Below are 20,959 nucleotides of genomic sequence, written 5' to 3'. Positions count from 1 at the left end.
TCTATCATTTCTCAGTTATACCTCTATCAGCTTTGATACAAATGCCAAGCTAGATAGAGCATCAGTAACCCTACCAAAGCATCCAGGATGTTCCATGCTTTAGGCTTCTCAAATAGAGGCCTGAGTAATCGCGCACCATACCCAAGTGCAAAGAAGAAAAAGAACGAAGCGCTAATTGCACCTGCGGCAAACGTCAATTTACTGCTTGCGCCTGTAGAAACCATACCGACAAGTACCAAGGTGTCTAGATAGACGTGCGGGTTTAACCAAGTAAAACCAAAGCATAGTAACAAAGCTTTTTTCAAGCTACTCACGACTTGCCCTTCGACAGTCATTGCATGTGATTTTCTAATGCTGGCATATAGGCTCTGCAAGCCGTAAATTAGCAAAAATAGTGCGCCTGCCAGTCTGGCTATGTCGACAGCATGTGGATAACGAGCCGTTACAGCTCCAAAACCAGCGACACCCGCCGAAATTAGTAGTGCATCGCTCACCGCACAAAACAGGCAGATAAAAAAGATATGTTCACGTTTGATGCCTTGTTTGAGTACAAAGGCATTTTGGGAGCCAATCGCTAAGATAAGTGAGAGGCCGAGTAGGAAACCAGAGATATAATCGGGAGCATTCATAATAGAGCACTTAACAATTGGAATGTAGGAATGGTGACATTTTGCTTACTGGCAGGCCAGCAAAAACCTGCTAAGATACGCTATTGAATGAATGTATGCAATATGCGCACAATGTGAGTGTAATAGACGAGGGGCAGAGCAAGTCATGGTAGTCAGTTTGACAAGAATGCTACAGTCATTTGGGCAAGCTCAAGATGACCTACCGACATTGGCAGCAAAGAATGCTCAGGAGATGAGTGTCAATCATGAACAGGATGCGGCTGCCAATAGTGATAGCAATCAAACAGTACAAGAGCGTGCTACACTAACTCCGCCTGAACGTGTAAACCGTATATGTGATGCGTTGGCACAAGTGAGTGATAGCCAATCATCCACACCTTTGACTGATCGCTATCTGAGTAATCGTGCTCAAATGCGCCCAACCAATAGACCGCCTTTTGACCCAGATACTTTGTGGTATCTCAAACATGGACGTTGTCCGATTATGACTGAGCTTGTTGATGTGGTCGATGAGGCCACCCTAAATGCCATGCCTATTGAAGCCGTTGCGATACTAGACCGTATCAACGGTAAGCTAAAGCGTTACCGTGAGTGGAGTAGTGAGCTGAACGAACAGCAACAGCAGCAACATAATGAGCGTCAGTTCGTCATCGATAAACTGGTGTCCGAAAGTATCCCTGAAGCATTACATCATTATGAGCAGCTACAACGCTTTAGTCCGCATCGCACTAAGAATAATATGGTGCAGGGCAAGATGACTGCTGGTGATATGCTGACAGATTTGTTTTTAGAGATTGATTATGAGCTTGACGAATTATTAGACGAATTGCACCAAACGGTTCTGAACCGCCTTGCCTCAACCCATCGTTATGTTAAGAGCCGTACGCAAAGTTAAATGTTCTTTGATGACACTTTCTCTCGTACACTTGCAAAGGTTAAGTATTATCAAAAAACACAATCGACCTAGTGCATAACAATATAGGGCTTTAATAGAGCCTTATTTTTTTGTTTAATGATATCAACCATAAGAAATCAGCCACGACATTCTGATAAGTAATAAGGACAATATAATGACCCAAATGACTGCAATGTTCGTAATGTTTGTTTTGTATGGGCTGTTGCCAGCAGCTGGGTTATATCTAGGTTATCGTGGCATTAAAAAAGTCATAGCACCCAAAATGCTCGAATATAAGGCGATGCCGCAACTGGGTTACATACCTGAAAAAAGCCTACCCGTTGAAGTTAAAACTGCTCTTGATCAAATTAACACAAAGGGTGAGAAGCTGCGTGTCATGTATGGCGATACCAATAACGATGGTAAGATTGATGACAAAGATACCGTCAACGAAACTTATATTATGATTCAAAACCTAATGGATAGGCATGTGCCACAAGCCGTCGCTGACTATCGCCGCTTGCATGATTTAGATGTGACGGATAGTGCGCTTGCTGATACTACCAAAATTAAACATTCTAATGTCACTGGCAAAGAAGCCTTGTTAGATGTGCTTAAGACAATTAACACACAGTTCGATGACCTGCTCAACGCCTCATATCATCAAGATGGTCAAAAGCTACTTGCCACCAATCGCTATCTCCAAAAACGTTTTGACAATCCTGCTAGCAACACAGAGTTTCAAAAGCCCGATAGCAATGTCAGTAGTAATGTGAGCAGTGAGGTAAATATTCAAGCGATTGAAAGCCCAATTGGTGAAAATGTGAGTGCTAAAGACATCAAGCTATAAATACAAAGTTGGATGGTGAAAGGGTAAAGAGCAAGCATATATGAGTATCTTAATAGGCATCGGTATTGTAACGACCGTCACTACCTTTTATCTAGGTAGAAAAGGCTGGCAGGCTTTTCATAAAGCCGTCGGTATCTCACCTGGTGTGCTCACTTATCAGGATTATGATGCGCCCTTGTCATTAGCCACATTAAGCTTGCAGCAGTTAACGTTAAATAAACAGCACTTAAAAAACTTGTCTGAGCAGCAACTGCGCCAGTTAAAACGTATCGATGAAAAAGTAAGCAGCTATTATGCTTATCAAGCAGCATTACATGCTCAACATAAGACACCAGCGATAACAGAAGCACAGTTTGTATTGAATAAAATGTTGCAAACACGGTTACCCGAAATGCTAGCCACTCACTATCAATTAACAGATATAAATGTCACTAATGTGAATAGCGAAAAGAGGTTAGAGGCTAGTGAGTTATTGCAGAGTGTTTTAGATAATATCGAGCAGCGTTTGGATAGATTACTGGCACAAATGGACGAGGAGCAGCTAAAAGAGCTGCGAGTCATGAAACACTATATTAATAGCCATGATAGCTGAGCCGTTATATCTATACTGAGCGACTATGACGCCTGTAAACTGTGAAGCCTATAAAGAGACACAAAAAAGCGGTCAATGACTATTCATCATTGACCGCTTTTTCATGCTTCTCCTAAATCTATCAAAGATTTAGGGTAATGTTAAACCAAATCAACTAGCGCTTATCATTGCGATCACGGGTGTTACGTGTACCACGGCTGGCAGGGCTAGCACTACTTTTAGGTTTCGCGCTGCTGTTGCGGTTATCGCTACGGGTGTCAGTGCGACGCGCTTTAAGCGGCTTGTTTCTGATACGTTCTTGCTTTTCTTTGGCTGCGCCATGTAGACCCGTGCCATAACGTGGACGCAAGCTGACCAAATCCGTCAACGTGTTGATTTCTTTTTTATCAAGCTCTAAGAAACGGCCAGTACGTAGCTCTTTTGGTAGAACAATCGTGCCATAGCGTGTACGTAGTAGACGACTAACTTTTAAACCTTGTGACTCAAATAAGCGACGTACTTCGCGGTTACGGCCTTCTTTTAGCTGGACGTGATACCACTTGTTGACGCCTTCGCCGCCGCCTTCTTTGATGTCTTCAAATTTGGCAAGGCCATCTTCTAGCATGACGCCAGCGGTCAATGCACGAGCGATATCAGGCGTTACTTCACCCAATACACGTACCGCATATTCACGAGTGACTTCACCAGATGGATGCATCAAGCGATGCGCCATTTCGCCATCGTTAGTAAATAACAATAGGCCAGTTGAGTTGATGTCCAAACGTCCAACCATTACCCAGCGGTCATGCGTCAGCTTTGGCAAACGTTCAAAGACAGTTGGGCGGCCTTCTGGATCTTTAGCCGAGCAAACTTCGCCTTCAGGCTTGTAGTAAGCGATAACACGGCGACGCTTCTCATTTTCAGAAGTGTATTTGATTTGACGGCCATCAACGCGAATCTCATCACCTTGCGAGACGCGATCACCGATGGTCGCAGGACCATTATTAACCGTTACGCGGCCAGATTTGATGACTTCTTCCATTTGACGGCGTGAACCAAGTCCCATACGGGCGAGTGCTTTCTGTAATTTTTCATCTTTCATCATAATATCCTTGAGTCGGTGGGTTTACATTTCTCAATGTAAAAAATTGGATTGACTATTCTACGCTATTTTAACAAATTTAGCACGTAAACCAATACCTTACTGGTTATTAATGTATAAACAAATATAGTGCTAATCAATAAAAGTTTATTAGTCGTATACAAAATATAGATTCGAAGACTCTCAGTGAGTAACTATATAAGTTAATACATAGATACAAACACTTACACTACTTCGGCATTAAAAGGATAGTTCCAATCATAAATGCAATCGAAACAAGCCTTCATTAAGTTCAAATTTTTCAAATTAAAAATAAAAAATTTATTTATAACGAAGCTGTTTGCACTTCCGTTTTTTTATCGCTCAGCAATTTGAAAGTTGATATCAATTTTCGTAATTATCCGTAAATAAAGGGCTTGATGAGAAATTGTAAGATAGTCACTTAATTATTTTATGACAGATTATATGTATTGCACTGAATATAGTTTAGGTGTATATTTATTAAATATATTCTTTTTTACGAATATAAATGCTGTAGTAGAGTTTTCTGGTTTGATTCACAAATATAAATATGAGTAACTGTTATGGTTAATAAATATTTCATTTTTGTACACAGACGCTTCTTGGTAATGAGCATATTTTGCTTATTTCTAATGGGGTTGTTTAGTGGCTGTACGATCAACTCAGGACTTCAGTCAGGAAATCTTCCTGAATCTGGCACCTTTACCGCAGAAAACGGCCTTCAATTTCACATTCAGCCTTTAAGTCTGGCAACTTTACCGCGTACAGCGCCGGCTACTGTTACTCAAGATCTCTCTCATTTGATCAAAACCTCTGGACGAGTCAATTATGGCATTGCGAAAGGGGATGTGCTGAATATCATCCTTACCAATTATCCAGATATTAATGCGTCAACTGCTAGCTTAACGGTAGATCAACAAGGGTATATACAGTTTCCATTGATAGGCAGAGTCCAAGCCAGTGGGCTGAGCGTGCCGCAGTTCACCGCTACGTTGCAAAGCAAACTACAGCGCTATCTCAAGTACTCAGATCCTCAAGTCAAAATCATCAATTACCGTGGCAGCAAGTTTTTCGTAGATGGTGCGGTGAAGCAGTCTGGTGAGTTTGCTATTGCTGATGTGCCGGTATCGGTATATGGCGCTATATCTATGGCAGGTGGTACTACTGAGACTGGCGATTCAAACAACATTGTGCTAAATCGTCAGGGCAACAGCTACCACTTAGGAGTGCAGTCACTACAAAGAATGGGGCTGTCTGCCAATCAAATCTATCTGCGGGATGGTGATTCTATTCACGTCAATAGCCAAAGCCGCAATAAAGTCTACGTATTGGGTGAATTTGGCAAAATTGAGCCAGTGGCGATTCCAGAACAGGGGCTGAGCTTAGCGCATGTATTAGGCGAGTCAAATGGACTAAATTCCAATACGGCTAACGCAGCCAAAGTATATATCGTGCGCGACAACCCTCAGTACCAGTACACCAATATCTATTACGTCGACATGCAGAGCATCACAAGCTTAGCATTAGCCAGTCGCTTTGACATGCAAGCCAATGACATTCTTTATGTAGATCCAACAGGCTTGGCCCGCTGGAATCGTGTGATTAGCGCGATACTACCATCAACCTCTGCCATCAACGTGATATCAGGGTTATAAATGATGGCTAGTGAAAATACTGGATGTGCTTCGAATTTCAATACTGAGATTAATTGAAATAAGAATAGGAAGTAGAGTGATAGATTTTATAAGGTGCGATGAGGCAGAGAGTAATCTAACTGCAGTCAAGGGCAGTTAGGGACTTGAAGCTAAGCGAAAGCTATTAAGCGATTAACATTGAATAATGGGTATATGGTTATGAATAATATAGATTCAAAAGACCTATCGACACCTAAGGGTGACAACGACAATGACAACATCGACTTAACGGCGCTGGTTTTAGTTTTGTTGCGTGGCTGGAAAGTCATAGCGCTCATGGCAGCAATCGGACTCTTAATAGGATTTTTCTATACACGCTATATTAATCCGACCTTCAAGTCTGATGCGCTGATCCAAATTGAAGAAAACTCCCAAGGAGTCGATGCGCTTGGGGCAAATATCTCAGAGTTGGTTGGAGAAGAAGCGAGCAAAGCTGAGGCAGAAGCCGAGCTCATACGGTCTCGGATGATACTAGAGCCAGTCGTCGATATGCTACATCTAGACATCAAGCTGACCGATCCTAATATTGGCTATCTCGATAAAATAACAAACGACCGCATTAACACTCAGTTGAACACAAATGATGGTGTGTCTTTGAGCACAAAAAACGGTTCGGTTAAAATCAATCAGTTCGATGTGTCACCAGCGTATTCAAACCAGTCTTTTACGCTATCACAGTCTGACACAGGGTTTGTCCTGAGCAATGGACTAGATGATTTTAAAGGACAATTGGGTCAGCCGCATCAGTTTAATGGGGTAAACGGTGAGATTAATATTACGGTGACTGAGCTACCTGCAGACGGTTACCCTATTGGCATCACTAAGCAGACCTTAAAGACCACGACAGACGTAATTAATAGCGCATTGTCTGTGGAAGAAAAAGGCGATAAAACCAATATTATTCAGCTGTCGATGACAGGCACAAACCAACAGCAAATCACGACCACACTTGATCAGATAGTCCAGTCATATATCGATCAAAACCAATCTCGTGGTACAGAAGAAACCACCAAAACATTGGCTTTTATGGAGACGCAGATTCCAGCATTAAAAGAGAAATTAGACACCTCTGAAGCTCAGTTCAATGAGTTTCGTAAAAAGCACGGCACCATCGATGTAGGTAAAGAAGCTGAGCTGTTACTAAATGAAAAGTCTCGAATCGATGAGCAGCTCAATGATCTCAAATTAAAGAGAGCGGATCTAACGACTTACTATACCAATGAGCACCCACTCGTTATCCAAATCAATGAGCAACTAAAAGTCCTCAACAGTCGAATAGGAGCGATAGGTAGCACCGTTGCAGGACTGCCTGAAATACAGCGAGAGTTTTTAAAGCTATCGGAAGATACAGCTATTAATAGAGAGATTTACCTCACGCTGCTCAAAAATTATGAACAACTAAAAATCGTTAGAGCTGGTCAGGTTGGTTATGCCCGTATTCTAGATAGACCGACTAGTACCTTCGATGCCATTGCACCAAACAAATTCCAAATTATGCTGCTGGCGTTACTCGTAGGTACTGTACTTGGGGTGATGCTGGTTTTAATCAGAAACTTAATTAGAAATGTCGTAAAAGACCCAGAGCATCTAGAATCTAAAACGGGAATTCCTGTTATTGCAACGATTCCACGTTCGACCTCGATATCTAAGCTAGGTAGGAACAAAAAAAATACTGGTCGAATGCTTGCTCACGTTGATCACAATGGCTTGAGCTATGAAGCAATTAAAAATTTACGGACAAACCTTTTATTTGGTAAGACGACGAAGACAGTAGATGAGAAATCCGCTCAGACCATATTAATCACTGGAGAAAGCCCGGGTGTCGGTAAATCTTTTATTACGGCCAATTTATCTGAAGTATTTGCACAGCTTGACAAAAAAGTGCTGATTATCGATGGAGATATGCGTTTAGGAGAGCTGCACAAAATGTTTGGTATGAGTCCAGACAGTGGTCTCACAGACTACTTACTGCAGGATAAAGATAGCTCTCTAACAGATAATGAGCCTCGATTAGATAGTGATATGACTAAGTTAAACCTTGAGAGCTTTATTCAGCCGACTGGTATGGAGCATATCGACCTTATATCGCGGGGACGACCGTCGCATAATCCGACTTCGTTATTGATAGGAGAGAGGTTCAATCATTTGATGGCAGCGCTCAAAACGAAGTACGACTATATCGTTATCGATGCGCCACCTATTTTGGCTGCATCAGATGCCATGGTGCTGGCACAGCACGCAGACAAAGTACTGATCGTCACCAAATTTGATCATTCAGTAGAAGGCCAGCTGGTCTATGCCATCAAACAGATGAGTAAAGCAAACGTACAAGTAGATGGCATCATCTTAAATGACATACAGCAAAGTATCTTGAACAGGTACAGCTATCACTACCATTATGCTTATGGACACAATTCGTAGTTAGTTACTGTCCATTGTCCATGGCAAACGAGCGACATAACTTAAGTAGGTGGATCTTATGTTTATAAAAACAGAGTCTAACAATGCTTATCACACGCCAAGCGATATCAATCGATGGTCGAAGCGTATGACGCTGTTTTTATTAGCCTTACCACGCTTTGCTAAATGCTCTATCTTATTTGGCATCGACTTTTCAATTGCTGTCCTTTGCTTGGTAGCGGCATTGGCACTGCGTCAGGGTTATGTCGATGATCAAATTGGCCCTATGGTGTTGGCTTTTTATGCATTGATACCTGTCGTCAGCTTATATCTGATTGGCTTTTATAGAGGCGCCTCTAGAGGATTTTTCGATGCGGCGATGGGTCGAGTACTACAGTTGTTTTTATTACTTATTATCGTTTATCAGTTCATCATTTATGTGAACCCAGTATCAATGATGCCGCGCTCAGCGCCAATCATATTTTTGTTCTTATTTTTTATTTGGTTATGGAACAGTCGGCTAATGATTCGCGGGTTGCTGAATCGACTACAGAAACCAGACAGTCAAGATCGCCTAGATAGTTGCTGTGATAACGTGATTATTTATGGTGCAGGATCGGCTGGTAGAGAGCTATTAGAGAGCTTGAGACATTCTCATAAATACAATGTAGTGGCATATATCGATGATGATCCGCAGCTGATAGGGGCTTATTTACATGGTAAAAAAATATATGCCGCTCATGCGCTACCTTGGTTGATAGAAAAATTAAATGTCGCGCAAGTGATTTTGGCAATACCTTCTATGAGCCGTGGTCGTAAAAAACAGATTATGGATAGCCTGTCAGGCGTTTCTGTCAAATTAAAAGATTTACCGAGCTTACGAGAGCTTGCTGATGAGATCGTAACAGTCAGCCATATACGGCCAGTCGATATATTAGATGTGCTTGAAAGAGAGACTGTCGAACCAGTTGCTGAGCTCCTCCAAAAAAACATTACGGGTAAAAACGTACTCGTGACAGGGGCAGGAGGTTCTATTGGAAGTGAGTTATGCAGACAAATCATGAAAAATAAACCTGCATGTTTGGTATTATACGAGCAGTCTGAATATGCCTTGTACACAATTGATCAAGAGCTTAGAAGCCTTGTCGCTAGTAATGTCATTAGTAATATTGAATATCAAGATACTGAGATTGTCAGCATCATTGGAAGCGTGGGTAACGAAAAAAAATTAATCAATATATTCGAAAAATACCATATAAAAACGATTTATCACGCTGCTGCATACAAACATGTACCGATTGTCGAGTCCAATCCATTTGAAGGCACAATCAACAATACTAAAGGTACCTATCATTGTGCTTGTGCTGCGATAAGGGCTCATGTTGATACGTTTGTACTGATCTCTACTGACAAAGCAGTGCGGCCGACCAACGTGATGGGAGCCTCCAAACGCTTGGCTGAGCTTGTCTGCCAAGGACTGAGCCAAAGCAATAGTCATACGTGTTTTAGTATGGTGCGTTTCGGTAATGTCTTAGGTTCATCAGGCTCTGTGGTACCACTTTTTACCAGACAAATTGAGCAGGGTGGTCCGATTACCATCACCCATCCAGACATCACACGCTACTTTATGACCATACCGGAAGCAGCCAGTTTGGTTATCCAAGCAGGGGCTATGGCGTTCGGTGGTGAAGTATTTGTACTTGATATGGGAGCGCCCGTCAAAATTGTGGATCTTGCCAAACGTATGATTCGTCTGACAGGGTGCGAGCTGAAAGATGCGAGCAATCCTAATGGTGATATCGAAATTGTGTTTACTGGATTGCGGCCAGGTGAAAAGCTCTATGAAGAGTTAATCATTGGTGCCGACAACATAGAGACCACGTTTCATCCACTCATTATGCAAGCAATGGAGCATAGTTTTCCATTGGAAGATATCGAAGCTATCTTGTTTGAGTTTATTGAAAGATCAAAGCAGCACGATACTGAATGGTTGAAAGCACAGTTTAGGACCTTCGTTGAAGGCTACCGAGAAGGCGATGAAGCTGATGTCGAAAAGATAGATGTAGAGCAGTTAGAGGTGGTCGGTTAAGGAGTAGTAGTGATACTAAGTAAGGGTATTAAATAGCGGTGATAGGGTTGGTATTGAAAAGATGATGAAATCATTTATTGGTAATATTGTTTAGGATATGGTTATTTATATAAATACTGTGACATACCAAATTGGATAATGAGTAATGGCCTCTGAAGTGTTTTTATCGATACAGAGCGTAATCAGTCGATTGAAAACCAGTCACTTTGTACGAGATGTGGCCATGGTTGGAGGCGGTATTGCTGCTGGTCAGGCAATCGCTATAGTCTTTATGCCATTTCTCACCAGATTATATAGCCCTGAAGATTTTGGTATCGCTGCTGCATTTGCCGCAGTCATCAGTATTATTACTCCGATTGCGACCATGGGTTATGCCAATGCCATTGTGATGCCTGACAGTGACGAGGATGCCGCTGCCATTATCAGATTGTCTGTATTGCTCAGTTTGTTTATAGCCGCTATAGCGTTCATCGCTGTCTATTTCGGCAATGTTTATTTGGCACGATGGACGGGTATGGAAAGTGCACCATACATGTTGTATCTCATACCGTTGACGCTATTGGCCGGCGCGTTTCTATCTGTTGCTGATCAGTCTGCTATCAGAGTAGGTTTGTTTAAAGCCAAGGCTCATGCTTATGTAGAGAGCAAGCTTGTGACAGATACCAGTAAGTTGATAGGTGGTGTATTGGCCCCCTCTGGTATGTTGCTTATTTTATTAACGATAGCGGGGCAGCTTACGAATTTTATGATGCAGATGCTTCGGGTACCTAGGATTGGTGTATTAAATGTCCGAGACTGGTTTGGCACGGTTGGTATTCGTAACGCTGCTGTATCGCAGCGTGACTTTGCCATATACCGTATGCCGCAAAGTATGCTTAATGCTGCTTCAGTAGGGCTACCAACTATCTTATTAGCATCACTATTTAGTGCTTCTGCTGCTGGGCAGTATTCGTTGGCTGTTCTTGTACTTGGTGCACCAGCGATGTTGTTAGGGCAAGCTGTTGGAGAGGTTTTTTATCCTAAGATTACGCGTGCGATCACATCAAATTCACCAGAAGCTTATCAATTTTTATTAAAAGTGACGGTAATTCTATTGGTGATTGGTATTGTTCCCTTCGGTACAGTGTTCGTTTTTGGCGATTACCTTTTTTCTTTAGTATTTGGCACAGAGTGGGCATTAGCAGGGAGTTATTCGCAGTGGCTTTCTATTTGGCTTTTGACCAGCTTGGTATCAGGTGCAAGCACTGCGGCATTGCCAGCATTACGTTTGCAGCGTTTTCTTTTGATTAGAGAGATTTTTGCAGTGATATTTCGTGCTGCAGCGCTGTATGTAGGTTTTTACGTTTTTGAGTCAGATATGGTAGCCATTGCCCTGTTCTCATTTGTTGGGGTCTTGCTTAGCTTATCTATCGTTTATGTCGCTTTTCGGCGTCTGGTTCATATCCATAAAGTGCCGCAGTAGATGAGTATTTCGACTGCGTTGGATGGCACAAAGGATATGCATTAGAGGTCTCAACTCAAGAGGCTCACTATGATTTCAGTTATTATTGCCGCATTTAATGCCGCTGTCACTATTGATCGTTGTATTAGTAGTATTGACGTTGCGAAAAAGAACCATGAGATTGAGTTGATCGTTATTGACGATGGTTCTAATGATGACACTGCTAGGTTATTGCACAGGTGGGAAGGTGATAGGGCATGGATTACGGTGAAATATCAAAAAAATGGAGGCGTGGCAGATGCTCGTAATACTGGACTTGATATCGCAACTGGCGACTACATCGTTTTTATAGATGCGGACGACACTATCGATGATTGGTATTTTGACTTTATCATTGCACAAACGGTTAATCGGGATATTGAGATGTTGGCGTTTGGTCATAAGCGCATCATGTTAGATGGCTCTGTTATCGAGCGCCATAACATTACAGCAGAATATTCACAGCAGGAAATTCAAGCATTGCAACTGAGAGTGACAGAAAATAGAAATATATATTGGTATGCATGTACTAAAGTTTATAACAGAAAATTAATAGGCGATATACGGTTTGATTGTGACATAAAACTTGGTGAAGACGGTATTTTTAATATTGAGTGCTTGGGGAAAGCGAACCATTTATCTGTCGTACCCGACTGTCCATATAACTACTATGAAAATGCCACTTCGATGACGAGTTTGCAATATAAGCCAGGGCTACTAGAGTCTATTGAAGCAGACTATAACGCTAGAGTCAGGATACATGACTGGTCTATCAGTGCTACTGAGAGGCAAATACTGCTATCAGATTTTGCCCGTAGTTATATCGAGCATATGCTGCCATATTTACTCAATAATTTGGCTCATATTCAGATGAGAAAACGCCATGCAGAGTTGATAAAAATACGCCAGTCTTTCGTTTATCAAAACTGCTTGCCACATTACTATCAACGGCATCCAGCACGCGGCATTCGTATCTTGATTTCATATTTTTCACGACGTTGGTATGTGATGACATTGGCTTTTTTGCAGCTGTCTTGGTCTAAAGCGAAGGTAAAAAGACATGTTTAATATTGATTTGTTTCCCCAGGCTTTAAAAAGTGACGAACATGGACAGACTCGTTCTTGTTTGCTGAAACAAACAACCATGGGTGAAAGTCTCACTGAGCAAGAGTTGTGGTTTGCATATCCTATCAATCTACCAATGCCAGAAGACGATGATTGCGACTCTTACTTGTTAGCCACATTGTTGCCTGCGATGCAGCTAGGTGCGGCTATTCGGGTTCATGGCAGTGTGTCCCACGAGCTATTAGCCAATCTGACAGAGCTACAGTATGTTTGGAATAAATGGTTACCAGAGCGTTATTTTTTGATTGATGTACAAGTTGATCGTATTAGAGCGTGCGACGTACAAGTAGAGGGTGCGATTGCTGCATTTTCTGGTGGCGTGGATGCTCAATTTACCGCTTATCGTCATGCGACAGGCAGAGCAGGATATGCCACACGAGATATTAAGGCAGGGGTTTTTGTACATGGCTTTGATATACCTTTAGATGATACAGAAGGTTTTGATAGTGCTGTAGAGGTAGCGACCGAAGTACTTTCTGATATTAACGTTGATCTACTGCCCGTTAAGACGAATGTTCGAGCATTGTGGTCTATCGATTGGGAAGAATATCACGCGGCTGCCATTGCTTCCGTTCTATGTGGATTGAAACGATATGCAGGAATTGGACTCATCGGTAGTGGCGATTCTTATGATGTATTACTTACTTCATGGGGATCACATCCCATAACAGATCCATTATTGAGCGGTGGCAATTTTCGAATTATTCATGATGGTGCAGGGTTTTGTCGATCTGAGAAGTTAATCATTCTTTCAAGCTGGTCTATAGGCATACGAAATTTACGTGTTTGCTGGGCTGGTAATAGGCATGATAGAAACTGCGGTTACTGTGAAAAATGTGTACGAACTCGACTGAATCTCTTACTTGCAGGTGTTGATAACCCTGCTTGTTTTGAGACCCCGATAGAGTCGTCACTTTTCAGGTTCATGGTTCTGAAAAGTGACGCTGTACGCATAGACTGGTATCTAATTCGTCAAGAGATGATTGAAACGGGCAAAGGTCTTGAGTGGCTTCCATATATTGAAAAAGTACTTAAACGTAAATCATCTCCAAAATTGAGTGGGTTATTTCCTTTTGGGTCAAAGCGTCGTATGTGGGTAAAAAAGATGTTAATGAGAAATAAATAAGGGAGTGTCAAAAATGAATACTACCGCCATAAAAAAGCTCATACCATTTAGACTAAAAAAACACTTAGTTACTTATATGGGCGCGCGAGATTTGCCTTTGCCTAGTAGTAATCGATGTTTCATTTTTCTGGCGGCTGACTACGGTAATATTGGTGATATCGCTATCTCTTACGCTCAAAAGCAATATTTGCAACATGTAATGACTGATTATGAAGTTGTCAGTGTTCCTATTAGTCAAACCAGATTGGTGCTTAATTCGATTAAACAACAAATACAACAGAGGGATATTGTCACTATTATTGGGGGAGGCAATATGGGTAGCTCGTATCCTGATATTGAAGAGCTGCGCCAATTAGTTATCAATACATTTCCTAAGAATCGCGTTGTGTGTTTTCCTCAGACCTTGGATTGGAGTGATTCTGCTAAGTCTAAGCGAGCATTGCATCGTATCGTAAACGTCTACGCCAAGCACCCAGATATACACATTTTCGCTAGAGAGTCGATGACAGCGGCCAAACTTATCAAGCTTTTTGCCGAGTATAGCAATGTCCATGTTGGTCTTGTGCCAGATATCGTTATGAGTGCAAACGCAGCAGTACTTGGGACGACAAATGACGTAGAGTCGTCAACTATTCTGCGATGCTTACGGAATGACAAAGAAGCTGCTCTCTCCACTGAACAATACGGTTTTATAGATAAAGCCTTAGCAGATACTGGCTATTATATTGAAAAGACAGATACCCATGCTGGCGGCTCTCAATTGGACGAAGTACATTGCAAAAAATTACTGACTGACAAGCTTAATCAGTTTCGTGCTGCAAAATTGGTCGTGACAGACCGCCTACATGGCATGATTTTATGTTTACTATCGGGTACACCTTGCTTGGTATTGCCGAACTCCAATCATAAGATAAGGCAAACGCAGTTAGACTGGTTACGTAATCATCCAAGACTTGTGTTTTTAGAACTAGATGAGGTTGCTGAGATTTCGAAACATATCGACAAACTGCTATTTTTGTCTCACGGTACGATGAATGAGTCACCCGTTCATATCAATGAATACCATGATCTAGAAAAATCGGTGGTTATTATATGACTAGCGTAGCAAAGCCATTGGTGAGCATTATCGTGCCAGTATACAACGTCGCGTTATATATTGACGCTTGCTTAGAAACTATCAAGCAGCAAACGTATAAGAATATTGAAATTATTGTCGTTGAAGATTGCTCTACTGATAATTCAAAACAAGCGCTTGCCTTACATCTCACAGATAAGCGTATCAGAGTCATTCAACATAATGAAAACAGCGGTCTTTCTGCTGCTCGCAATACTGGTATTAAATCTGCAGTAGGTGATTATATGATGTTTGTTGATTCTGATGACATTGTAGATACTCGCTTAGTGGCAGCTTGTGTAGATTGTGCTCTTACTACGAATGCAGAAGTAGTGACATATGGTTTTGCACCGTTCAAAGAAGGAGCGGCAGAGAATGAACTACCGTATCCAGCTGCTAGCTTGGCATCCGAGACAACCAAGATAGACGATTCGTATTTTAGCCTACCGCATTTTGCGTGGCTTAAATTTATTAAATCCAGTGTCGTGCAAACGGCTTCTCTAAGTTTTCCAGTGGGTTTGTATTACGAGGATTGGCCTTTCCATTGGCATCTTGGCTTATCTACTAAGGTTAGATATCAGTTGCCTATTAATTTTTACCTGTATAGACAGCGAGGCACGTCGATTACGGGTTCAACAGATAAAAAGCTATTAGACCTTTTCGTTATTCATTCAAAAGTCATGAATCTAGTAGAAGACTATCAAGCTAATGAAGTTAAAAAAATACTTGCCAATAAAATCAGACAAAGTCATTGGAGCATTCTCACCCGTATAGACAATGAGTATTTAATAAGGGCACTGGCACAAGCTAAAAAAGCAGATAAAACACTACGTTTAAATGGTTATCAGAACAATTTGACGTTAAGAAATATAGTGATCAGCAATATAGCACGTATGCCAAGCCAAATTGCGCTGCCTATAATGCAGGTGCTTCGTAAAGCATTAAAGAAAGAAACAAGGTTAAAAGGAAGCAAATTGGAAATAGTTACAAGAAGCAAAGTTGGCTTTATGTTTCTTAAAAGGTAAATGATATGACTATCCGGAGAGTGCTGCACATAGTGGGAAAAATGGATCGTGCTGGGGCAGAGACCATGCTTATGAATTTATACCGTCATATAGATCATAGCCAGATTCAGTTTGATTTTGTCACTTTTACCGACGAGATCGGCGACTATGATGCTGAGATAATAGCGTTGGGCGGTAGGGTTATACCGATTTTAGCTGGTCATTCATTAACGCGCATGCTCAAACTTAAAAAATTCCTTAAACAGCAGCCTGATTATCAAATCGTTCATGCTCATATGCTATTAAACAATGCCTTTCATCTGTTGGCTGCTAAAGGTGCTGGCGTGCCGCATCGCATTTCTCACTCTCATAGCACCAGTAATGGTAAAACCAATATTATTAAAAAAATATATGAACAATGGGCATTAATTACCAATCGTACATTGGCTACTAAGAGAATCAGCTGCGGTGATCATGCTGCAAACTACCTATTTGGTACTACAAAAGATGTGTGGCTACTGCCCAATGCTGTTGATATACAGAAGATGATATCAGTCGCTAACCAATCACGGCATTATATCAATCAGGAGTTTGGTGCTAAAAGACTTGGAGATGAAGGGTTAAAAATCATCCAAGTTGGTCGTCTCAATGAGGTTAAAAACCATCAGTTTTCTTTAGAAATCGCTGAGCAGCTGAAAAAACGTCAGATCGACTTTACCTTATATATCGTTGGACAAGGTCCATTGGAAGATAAATTAAGACGACAAGTGAAAGAGCAAACCTTAGGGGGTAATATTAAGTTTTTGGGTATGCGTACTGATATTACTGAGTTAATGGCCAGTGCTGACTGTATGATTATGCCATCCCTACATGAAGGTTTCCCAGTGGTCTTAGTAGAAAGCCAGACAGTCGGACTTATGGCATTGGTTTCTGATCAAGTATCACCTGAAGTAGATTTAGGACTTGGACTTGTATGTTTTTTACCTATACAGTCAGCCAATGTTTGGGTGGATAGTTTGCTGAGTTTTCAGCCTCCAATATCCAATGAAGCAGAAATAATGAATGCGCTAAATTTACATGGCTTTAGCGCCGCGACCAATTCGCAGAAGTTAACGCAAATGTATTTGAATATGCGATAAGGCTTTTACTTAATATTCAGCTACTTTATAGAGGGTTAGATGCTTCCTTATCTGTTGGTCCTTAGCCTTGTTGTTTTCTGGATAGTACTGGAGAAAAAATCTCTCAATCGTACGTCTTTTTGGCTGCCTTTAATTGCTTTAGCGCTGTTCGCAGGCGGTCGCAGTTATTGGGTCGGTACGGATACTGCAAGCTATACCAGAAATTTTAATAATAAATTGAGTCCTGAGTCCTTTAGATTTAATGAAGACGTTGAGTACGGCTACCAGCTATTTGAGTATTCATTACTGCATGTGACAAATAACTATTTTTGGCTACTGATTATCACCAGTTTGGTTATCGTCTATTGTTACTTAAAAGTCATTAAAAGATATAGTGTGAACTATTGGCTCTCTGTATTTCTGTTTATTACGCTAGGCGTCTATACCTTTTCATTCAATGGATTGCGTCAAGGAATCGCAATGGCTTTGTTTACTTTAGCCATTCCTTATCTGCTAGAGAAACGGCTTTTTCCTTATCTATTAATATGTGCCATTGCATCGTTTTTTCATATCACGGCTTTATTTATCATTCCATTTTATTTGATTGTAAATTTGAGAGTGAAGCCAGCTTATAAAATACTTGCGACGTTTTTCGGGTCTTTATTCGTTAGTAGGTTACTCGTATCTTATATTTCATCTACTAATGATCGATATGAAGACTATGCAAAAGTATCTGAAGAGTCAGGCGGGTTTTTGACACTTGGGTTTTACACAGTGCTTATGCTTCTCATAATTGTTGCAAGCTATGTATATAAAATTAAAGATAAGACCTTTCAACAGCTATTGATGTTTTATGCGTCAGGCGTAGTTTTTGTCATACCGCTAGCGCTGTTAGGTACTAGCGCTTCAGGCCCGCAAAGAATCATTTCGTATTTCACATGGACTTTGATTTTATTACTGCCTGTGGTGTTGAAAAAGATAAATAACATTTATGTCTATATCATCAGTGTGTTTATCTTCCTGGTGTATTTCATATTGACGACATCAAAGTTCAGCAATCTGAGTCCTTATATTATCAATCCTATGTTTGAGGTGTTCTGATGAAAAGTCGCGCTTATATCTCAATTGGCATTCCATTTTATAATACAGAAAACTATCTAGAAGATGCTATATGTTCAGTTTTAGCTCAAACGTATCAATATTGGGAATTGATTTTAATTGATGATGGTTCTTCCGATAAGTCATTGGAAATTGCTAGAGATTTTGAGAGTAGAGATACTAGGATCAGGGTGATATCTGATGGTTTAAATAAAAAATTACCCTATAGATTAAATCAAATTGTTCGTGAAGCCAAATATGATTATATTGCACGTATGGATGCTGATGACTTGATGAGTAACCATCGTCTTGAGAAGCAAATACAAGTATTAGAAAGTAATAAGGAAGTTGATTTCGTTACTACAGGTTGTTTTACCATTGGTAAAAATAATGAGCTGACAGGTGTGCGATTAGGTGATAATTACCAAATGAATGCAAAAATGATTCTAGAGGGAGTGACTAATCTGTTACATGCTTCGCTATTAGCACGTAAAAGTTGGTATATAAGAAATAATTATGATGAAAGTAGAATTTTGGCAGAAGATTTCGATTTATGGTTACAAGCTGCAAAAAATAATGACTTAAATTATTTAGTTGTTGAACAACCTTTATATTGGTACAGAGTTGTTGAGAATGTAACTGTAAAAAAAATGATTCAAGGTTATGATATGCAAATGGAAATCATTAATAGTAATTATAAAGGTATAGTGTCTGTTAGTAGAAAAAATAAAATAATTAGGAGATTTAGGTTAAAAAAACTAGTGGTGAAATATTTAGGTTTTTTTAATCTCATGAGTGTTTTACTCAAAAGTAGGTGTGATGATTGTAGAGACCAAGATATTAGTGATTATGATGAAAGTTATACAGAAATAAAAAGAATAGGATTATTCTAGATGATTATTATTATTATTGGTACGGTAGCTTCTAGTTTTTTGGGTTTCCGTGCTGACCTGATAAAGGTACTGATTCAGAAAAATCATATTGTTTATGCGTTCACGTCAGAATATACAAATTCGGAACTAGAAAAAATTAAGTTGTTAGGTGCCATACCAGTCACTTATGAGCAAAAGCGAGGTGGTTTAAACCCTTTGGTAGATGTAATATCAACATATCTCTTAACAAATAAAATTAAAGCTATAGCACCGGATTTAGTATTTTCTTATTTTTCTAAACCAGTAATATTTGGTACTTTGGCAGCTAGATGGGCTAAAGTACCTAAGGTAATAGGTATGCTTGAGGGATTAGGGTATACCTTTACTAAGCAGCCCAAAGGCTTGATAAAAAGAACGCAATTAATAAAGCAAATACAAATAGCGTTGTATAGAATTTCTTTACCAAAGTTAGATACTCTCATCTTTCTTAACCCAGATGATCCAAATGACCTATTGGAAGAATACTCAATAAAAGTTAGAAAAGTAGAGATTTTAGGGGGGATTGGTTTAAACCTTGATGACTATAGTTATTCAAACAACTACCCTAAAAACCCAGTATTTATTTTCATAGCAAGATTATTAGCAGAAAAGGGTATTCATGATTATATAGCCGCTGCTAAAATTGTAAAAAAAACATATCCACAGGCAAGGTTTGTTGTGTTAGGAGCAATAGATAAAGTAGCTTTAGGTGCGTTGACAGAAGTAGAACTAAGACAAGTTATAAAGGCGAGTATTATAGAGTATCCAGGTCATGTTAATAATGTTTCAGACTGGATAACAAAATCTAGCGTATTTGTTCTCCCATCTTATTACAGAGAAGGTGTGCCGCGCAGCACTCAAGAAGCGATGGCAATTGGAAGACCTATTATCACTACTGATGTACCTGGTTGCCGTGAGACGGTTGTTGATGGAGTAAATGGGTTTTTAGTAGAAAAATGGAACCCGAAAGCTTTGGCAGAGAAAATGATTTACTTTATAGAACATCCTGAACGAATTAAAGAGATGGGTGATGAAAGCTACAAGCTAGCACAAGAGAAATTTGATGCAGATCAAGTCAATAAACGACTAATAAATATGTTGGGTTTATAAATGATAAAACGACTATTTGACATTATAGGTGCAACGACAGCGTTAGTAGTGTTGTCTCCTATCTATGCTGCAACTGCCTACAAGGTGAGTAAAAATCTTGGCGCGCCTGTTCTGTTTCGTCAGATTCGTCCAGGTCTGTATGGCAAGCCATTTGAGATGATAAAGTTTCGTTCCATGAAAGATGATATAGACGCAGATGGCAAACCTTTGGAAGATTGCGCGCGACTGACATCGTTTGGTAAAGCGTTGCGTAACACCAGCCTTGATGAGTTGCCTGAACTTTGGAATGTCATAAAAGGCGATATGAGTCTAGTGGGCCCGCGACCATTATTGATGGAGTATCTGCCCTTATATAATGATGAACAAGCGCGCCGACACAATGTCCGCCCAGGTATTACAGGTTATGCTCAAGTTAATGGTCGCAATGCTATTGGATGGGATGAAAGATTTGCACTGGATACATGGTATGTGGACAATCAGTCGCTGTGGTTGGATATCAAAATTTTACTTAAAACAGTGAAAAAAGTCATTATCAAAGATGGTATCAGTGCTGAGGGTGAAGCAACTATGAGTAAATTCATGGGCAATAGTATTAATGAAGAAATGCTTTAAAAAATACTCT

18 protein-coding genes are annotated in these 20,959 nt (G+C 40.4%); 16 read left to right on the top strand and 2 right to left on the bottom strand.

Going from position 1 to position 20,959, the window contains the following annotated elements; translation table 11 throughout:
• Positions 1 to 26: 26 nt before the first annotated feature.
• Positions 27 to 629, bottom strand: a complete 603-nt coding sequence (locus ACI2IW_RS02725; RefSeq protein ID WP_404692553.1) for a LysE/ArgO family amino acid transporter — start codon at positions 627 to 629, stop codon at positions 27 to 29.
• 166 nt (positions 630 to 795) lie between these two features.
• Between ACI2IW_RS02725 and ACI2IW_RS02720 the strand changes: the two genes are divergently transcribed.
• The 3 genes from ACI2IW_RS02720 (at position 796) to ACI2IW_RS02710 (ending at position 2,966) form a co-directional block, all read left to right on the top strand.
• Positions 796 to 1,524, top strand: coding sequence for a hypothetical protein (locus ACI2IW_RS02720; RefSeq protein WP_404692599.1), 729 nt, complete (start codon positions 796 to 798; stop codon positions 1,522 to 1,524).
• Between the two features lie 175 nt (positions 1,525 to 1,699).
• Positions 1,700 to 2,374 (top strand): hypothetical protein, encoded by a 675-nt coding sequence (locus ACI2IW_RS02715; RefSeq protein WP_404692552.1) that lies wholly within the window; start codon positions 1,700 to 1,702, stop codon positions 2,372 to 2,374.
• A gap of 40 nt (positions 2,375 to 2,414) precedes the next feature.
• Complete coding sequence (locus ACI2IW_RS02710; RefSeq protein WP_404692551.1) at positions 2,415 to 2,966, top strand: hypothetical protein; 552 nt, start codon at positions 2,415 to 2,417, stop codon at positions 2,964 to 2,966.
• A gap of 154 nt (positions 2,967 to 3,120) precedes the next feature.
• On the opposite strand, the gene rluB is transcribed toward ACI2IW_RS02710, so the two are convergent.
• Positions 3,121 to 4,047, bottom strand: a complete 927-nt coding sequence (rluB, locus tag ACI2IW_RS02705) for a 23S rRNA pseudouridine(2605) synthase RluB (RefSeq protein ID WP_101206234.1) — start codon at positions 4,045 to 4,047, stop codon at positions 3,121 to 3,123.
• Between the two features lie 629 nt (positions 4,048 to 4,676).
• Here rluB and ACI2IW_RS02700 point away from each other — a divergent pair.
• The 13 genes from ACI2IW_RS02700 (at position 4,677) to ACI2IW_RS02640 (ending at position 20,949) form a co-directional block, all read left to right on the top strand.
• Positions 4,677 to 5,723 carry a polysaccharide biosynthesis/export family protein gene (locus ACI2IW_RS02700; RefSeq protein ID WP_404692550.1) on the top strand — a complete coding sequence of 349 codons (1,047 nt, stop codon included), beginning with the start codon at positions 4,677 to 4,679 and terminating at the stop codon, positions 5,721 to 5,723.
• 198 nt (positions 5,724 to 5,921) lie between these two features.
• Complete coding sequence (locus ACI2IW_RS02695) at positions 5,922 to 8,183, top strand: polysaccharide biosynthesis tyrosine autokinase (protein WP_404692549.1); 2,262 nt, start codon at positions 5,922 to 5,924, stop codon at positions 8,181 to 8,183.
• Between the two features lie 58 nt (positions 8,184 to 8,241).
• A complete protein-coding gene (locus ACI2IW_RS02690) occupies positions 8,242 to 10,251 on the top strand; it encodes a polysaccharide biosynthesis protein (RefSeq protein WP_404692548.1) in 2,010 nt (669 codons plus the stop codon).
• Between the two features lie 145 nt (positions 10,252 to 10,396).
• Entirely contained in the window at positions 10,397 to 11,713 is a 1,317-nt protein-coding gene (locus tag ACI2IW_RS02685) for an oligosaccharide flippase family protein (RefSeq protein WP_404692547.1), read from the top strand.
• 69 nt (positions 11,714 to 11,782) lie between these two features.
• Positions 11,783 to 12,799 (top strand): glycosyltransferase family 2 protein, encoded by a 1,017-nt coding sequence (locus tag ACI2IW_RS02680; protein WP_404692546.1) that lies wholly within the window; start codon positions 11,783 to 11,785, stop codon positions 12,797 to 12,799.
• Positions 12,800 to 12,857: 58 nt separating this feature from the next.
• Positions 12,858 to 13,982: a hypothetical protein gene (locus ACI2IW_RS02675; RefSeq protein ID WP_404692545.1), complete on the top strand. Its 1,125-nt coding sequence runs from the start codon at positions 12,858 to 12,860 to the stop codon at positions 13,980 to 13,982.
• A gap of 13 nt (positions 13,983 to 13,995) precedes the next feature.
• The gene (locus ACI2IW_RS02670) at positions 13,996 to 15,078 is read left to right on the top strand and encodes a polysaccharide pyruvyl transferase family protein (protein ID WP_404692544.1); all 1,083 of its coding nucleotides are present in this window, start codon (positions 13,996 to 13,998) and stop codon (positions 15,076 to 15,078) included.
• On the top strand, positions 15,075 to 16,121 hold the full coding sequence (locus tag ACI2IW_RS02665; RefSeq protein WP_102092940.1) for a glycosyltransferase family 2 protein: 1,047 nt from the start codon (positions 15,075 to 15,077) through the stop codon (positions 16,119 to 16,121). Before ACI2IW_RS02670 ends, ACI2IW_RS02665 begins: the two co-directional genes overlap by 4 nt.
• A 5-nt stretch (positions 16,122 to 16,126) precedes the next feature.
• The gene (locus tag ACI2IW_RS02660; RefSeq protein ID WP_404692543.1) at positions 16,127 to 17,239 is read left to right on the top strand and encodes a glycosyltransferase; all 1,113 of its coding nucleotides are present in this window, start codon (positions 16,127 to 16,129) and stop codon (positions 17,237 to 17,239) included.
• 39 nt (positions 17,240 to 17,278) lie between these two features.
• Positions 17,279 to 18,319 carry an EpsG family protein gene (locus tag ACI2IW_RS02655; RefSeq protein ID WP_404692542.1) on the top strand — a complete coding sequence of 347 codons (1,041 nt, stop codon included), beginning with the start codon at positions 17,279 to 17,281 and terminating at the stop codon, positions 18,317 to 18,319.
• Entirely contained in the window at positions 18,319 to 19,209 is an 891-nt protein-coding gene (locus ACI2IW_RS02650) for a glycosyltransferase family 2 protein (RefSeq protein WP_404692541.1), read from the top strand. The genes ACI2IW_RS02655 and ACI2IW_RS02650 overlap by 1 nt, the downstream gene beginning before the upstream one ends.
• Complete coding sequence (locus ACI2IW_RS02645; protein ID WP_404692540.1) at positions 19,210 to 20,337, top strand: glycosyltransferase family 4 protein; 1,128 nt, start codon at positions 19,210 to 19,212, stop codon at positions 20,335 to 20,337.
• Positions 20,338 to 20,949: a sugar transferase gene (locus ACI2IW_RS02640; protein WP_404692539.1), complete on the top strand. Its 612-nt coding sequence runs from the start codon at positions 20,338 to 20,340 to the stop codon at positions 20,947 to 20,949.
• Positions 20,950 to 20,959: the final 10 nt, after the last annotated feature.

Source organism: Psychrobacter sp. NPDC078501 (assembly GCF_044900935.1).
Taxonomy (GTDB): Bacteria; Pseudomonadota; Gammaproteobacteria; order Pseudomonadales; family Moraxellaceae; genus Psychrobacter.
Note: the sequence above shows the minus strand (reverse complement) of the source record. Positions and strands in the feature narration are given on the sequence as shown.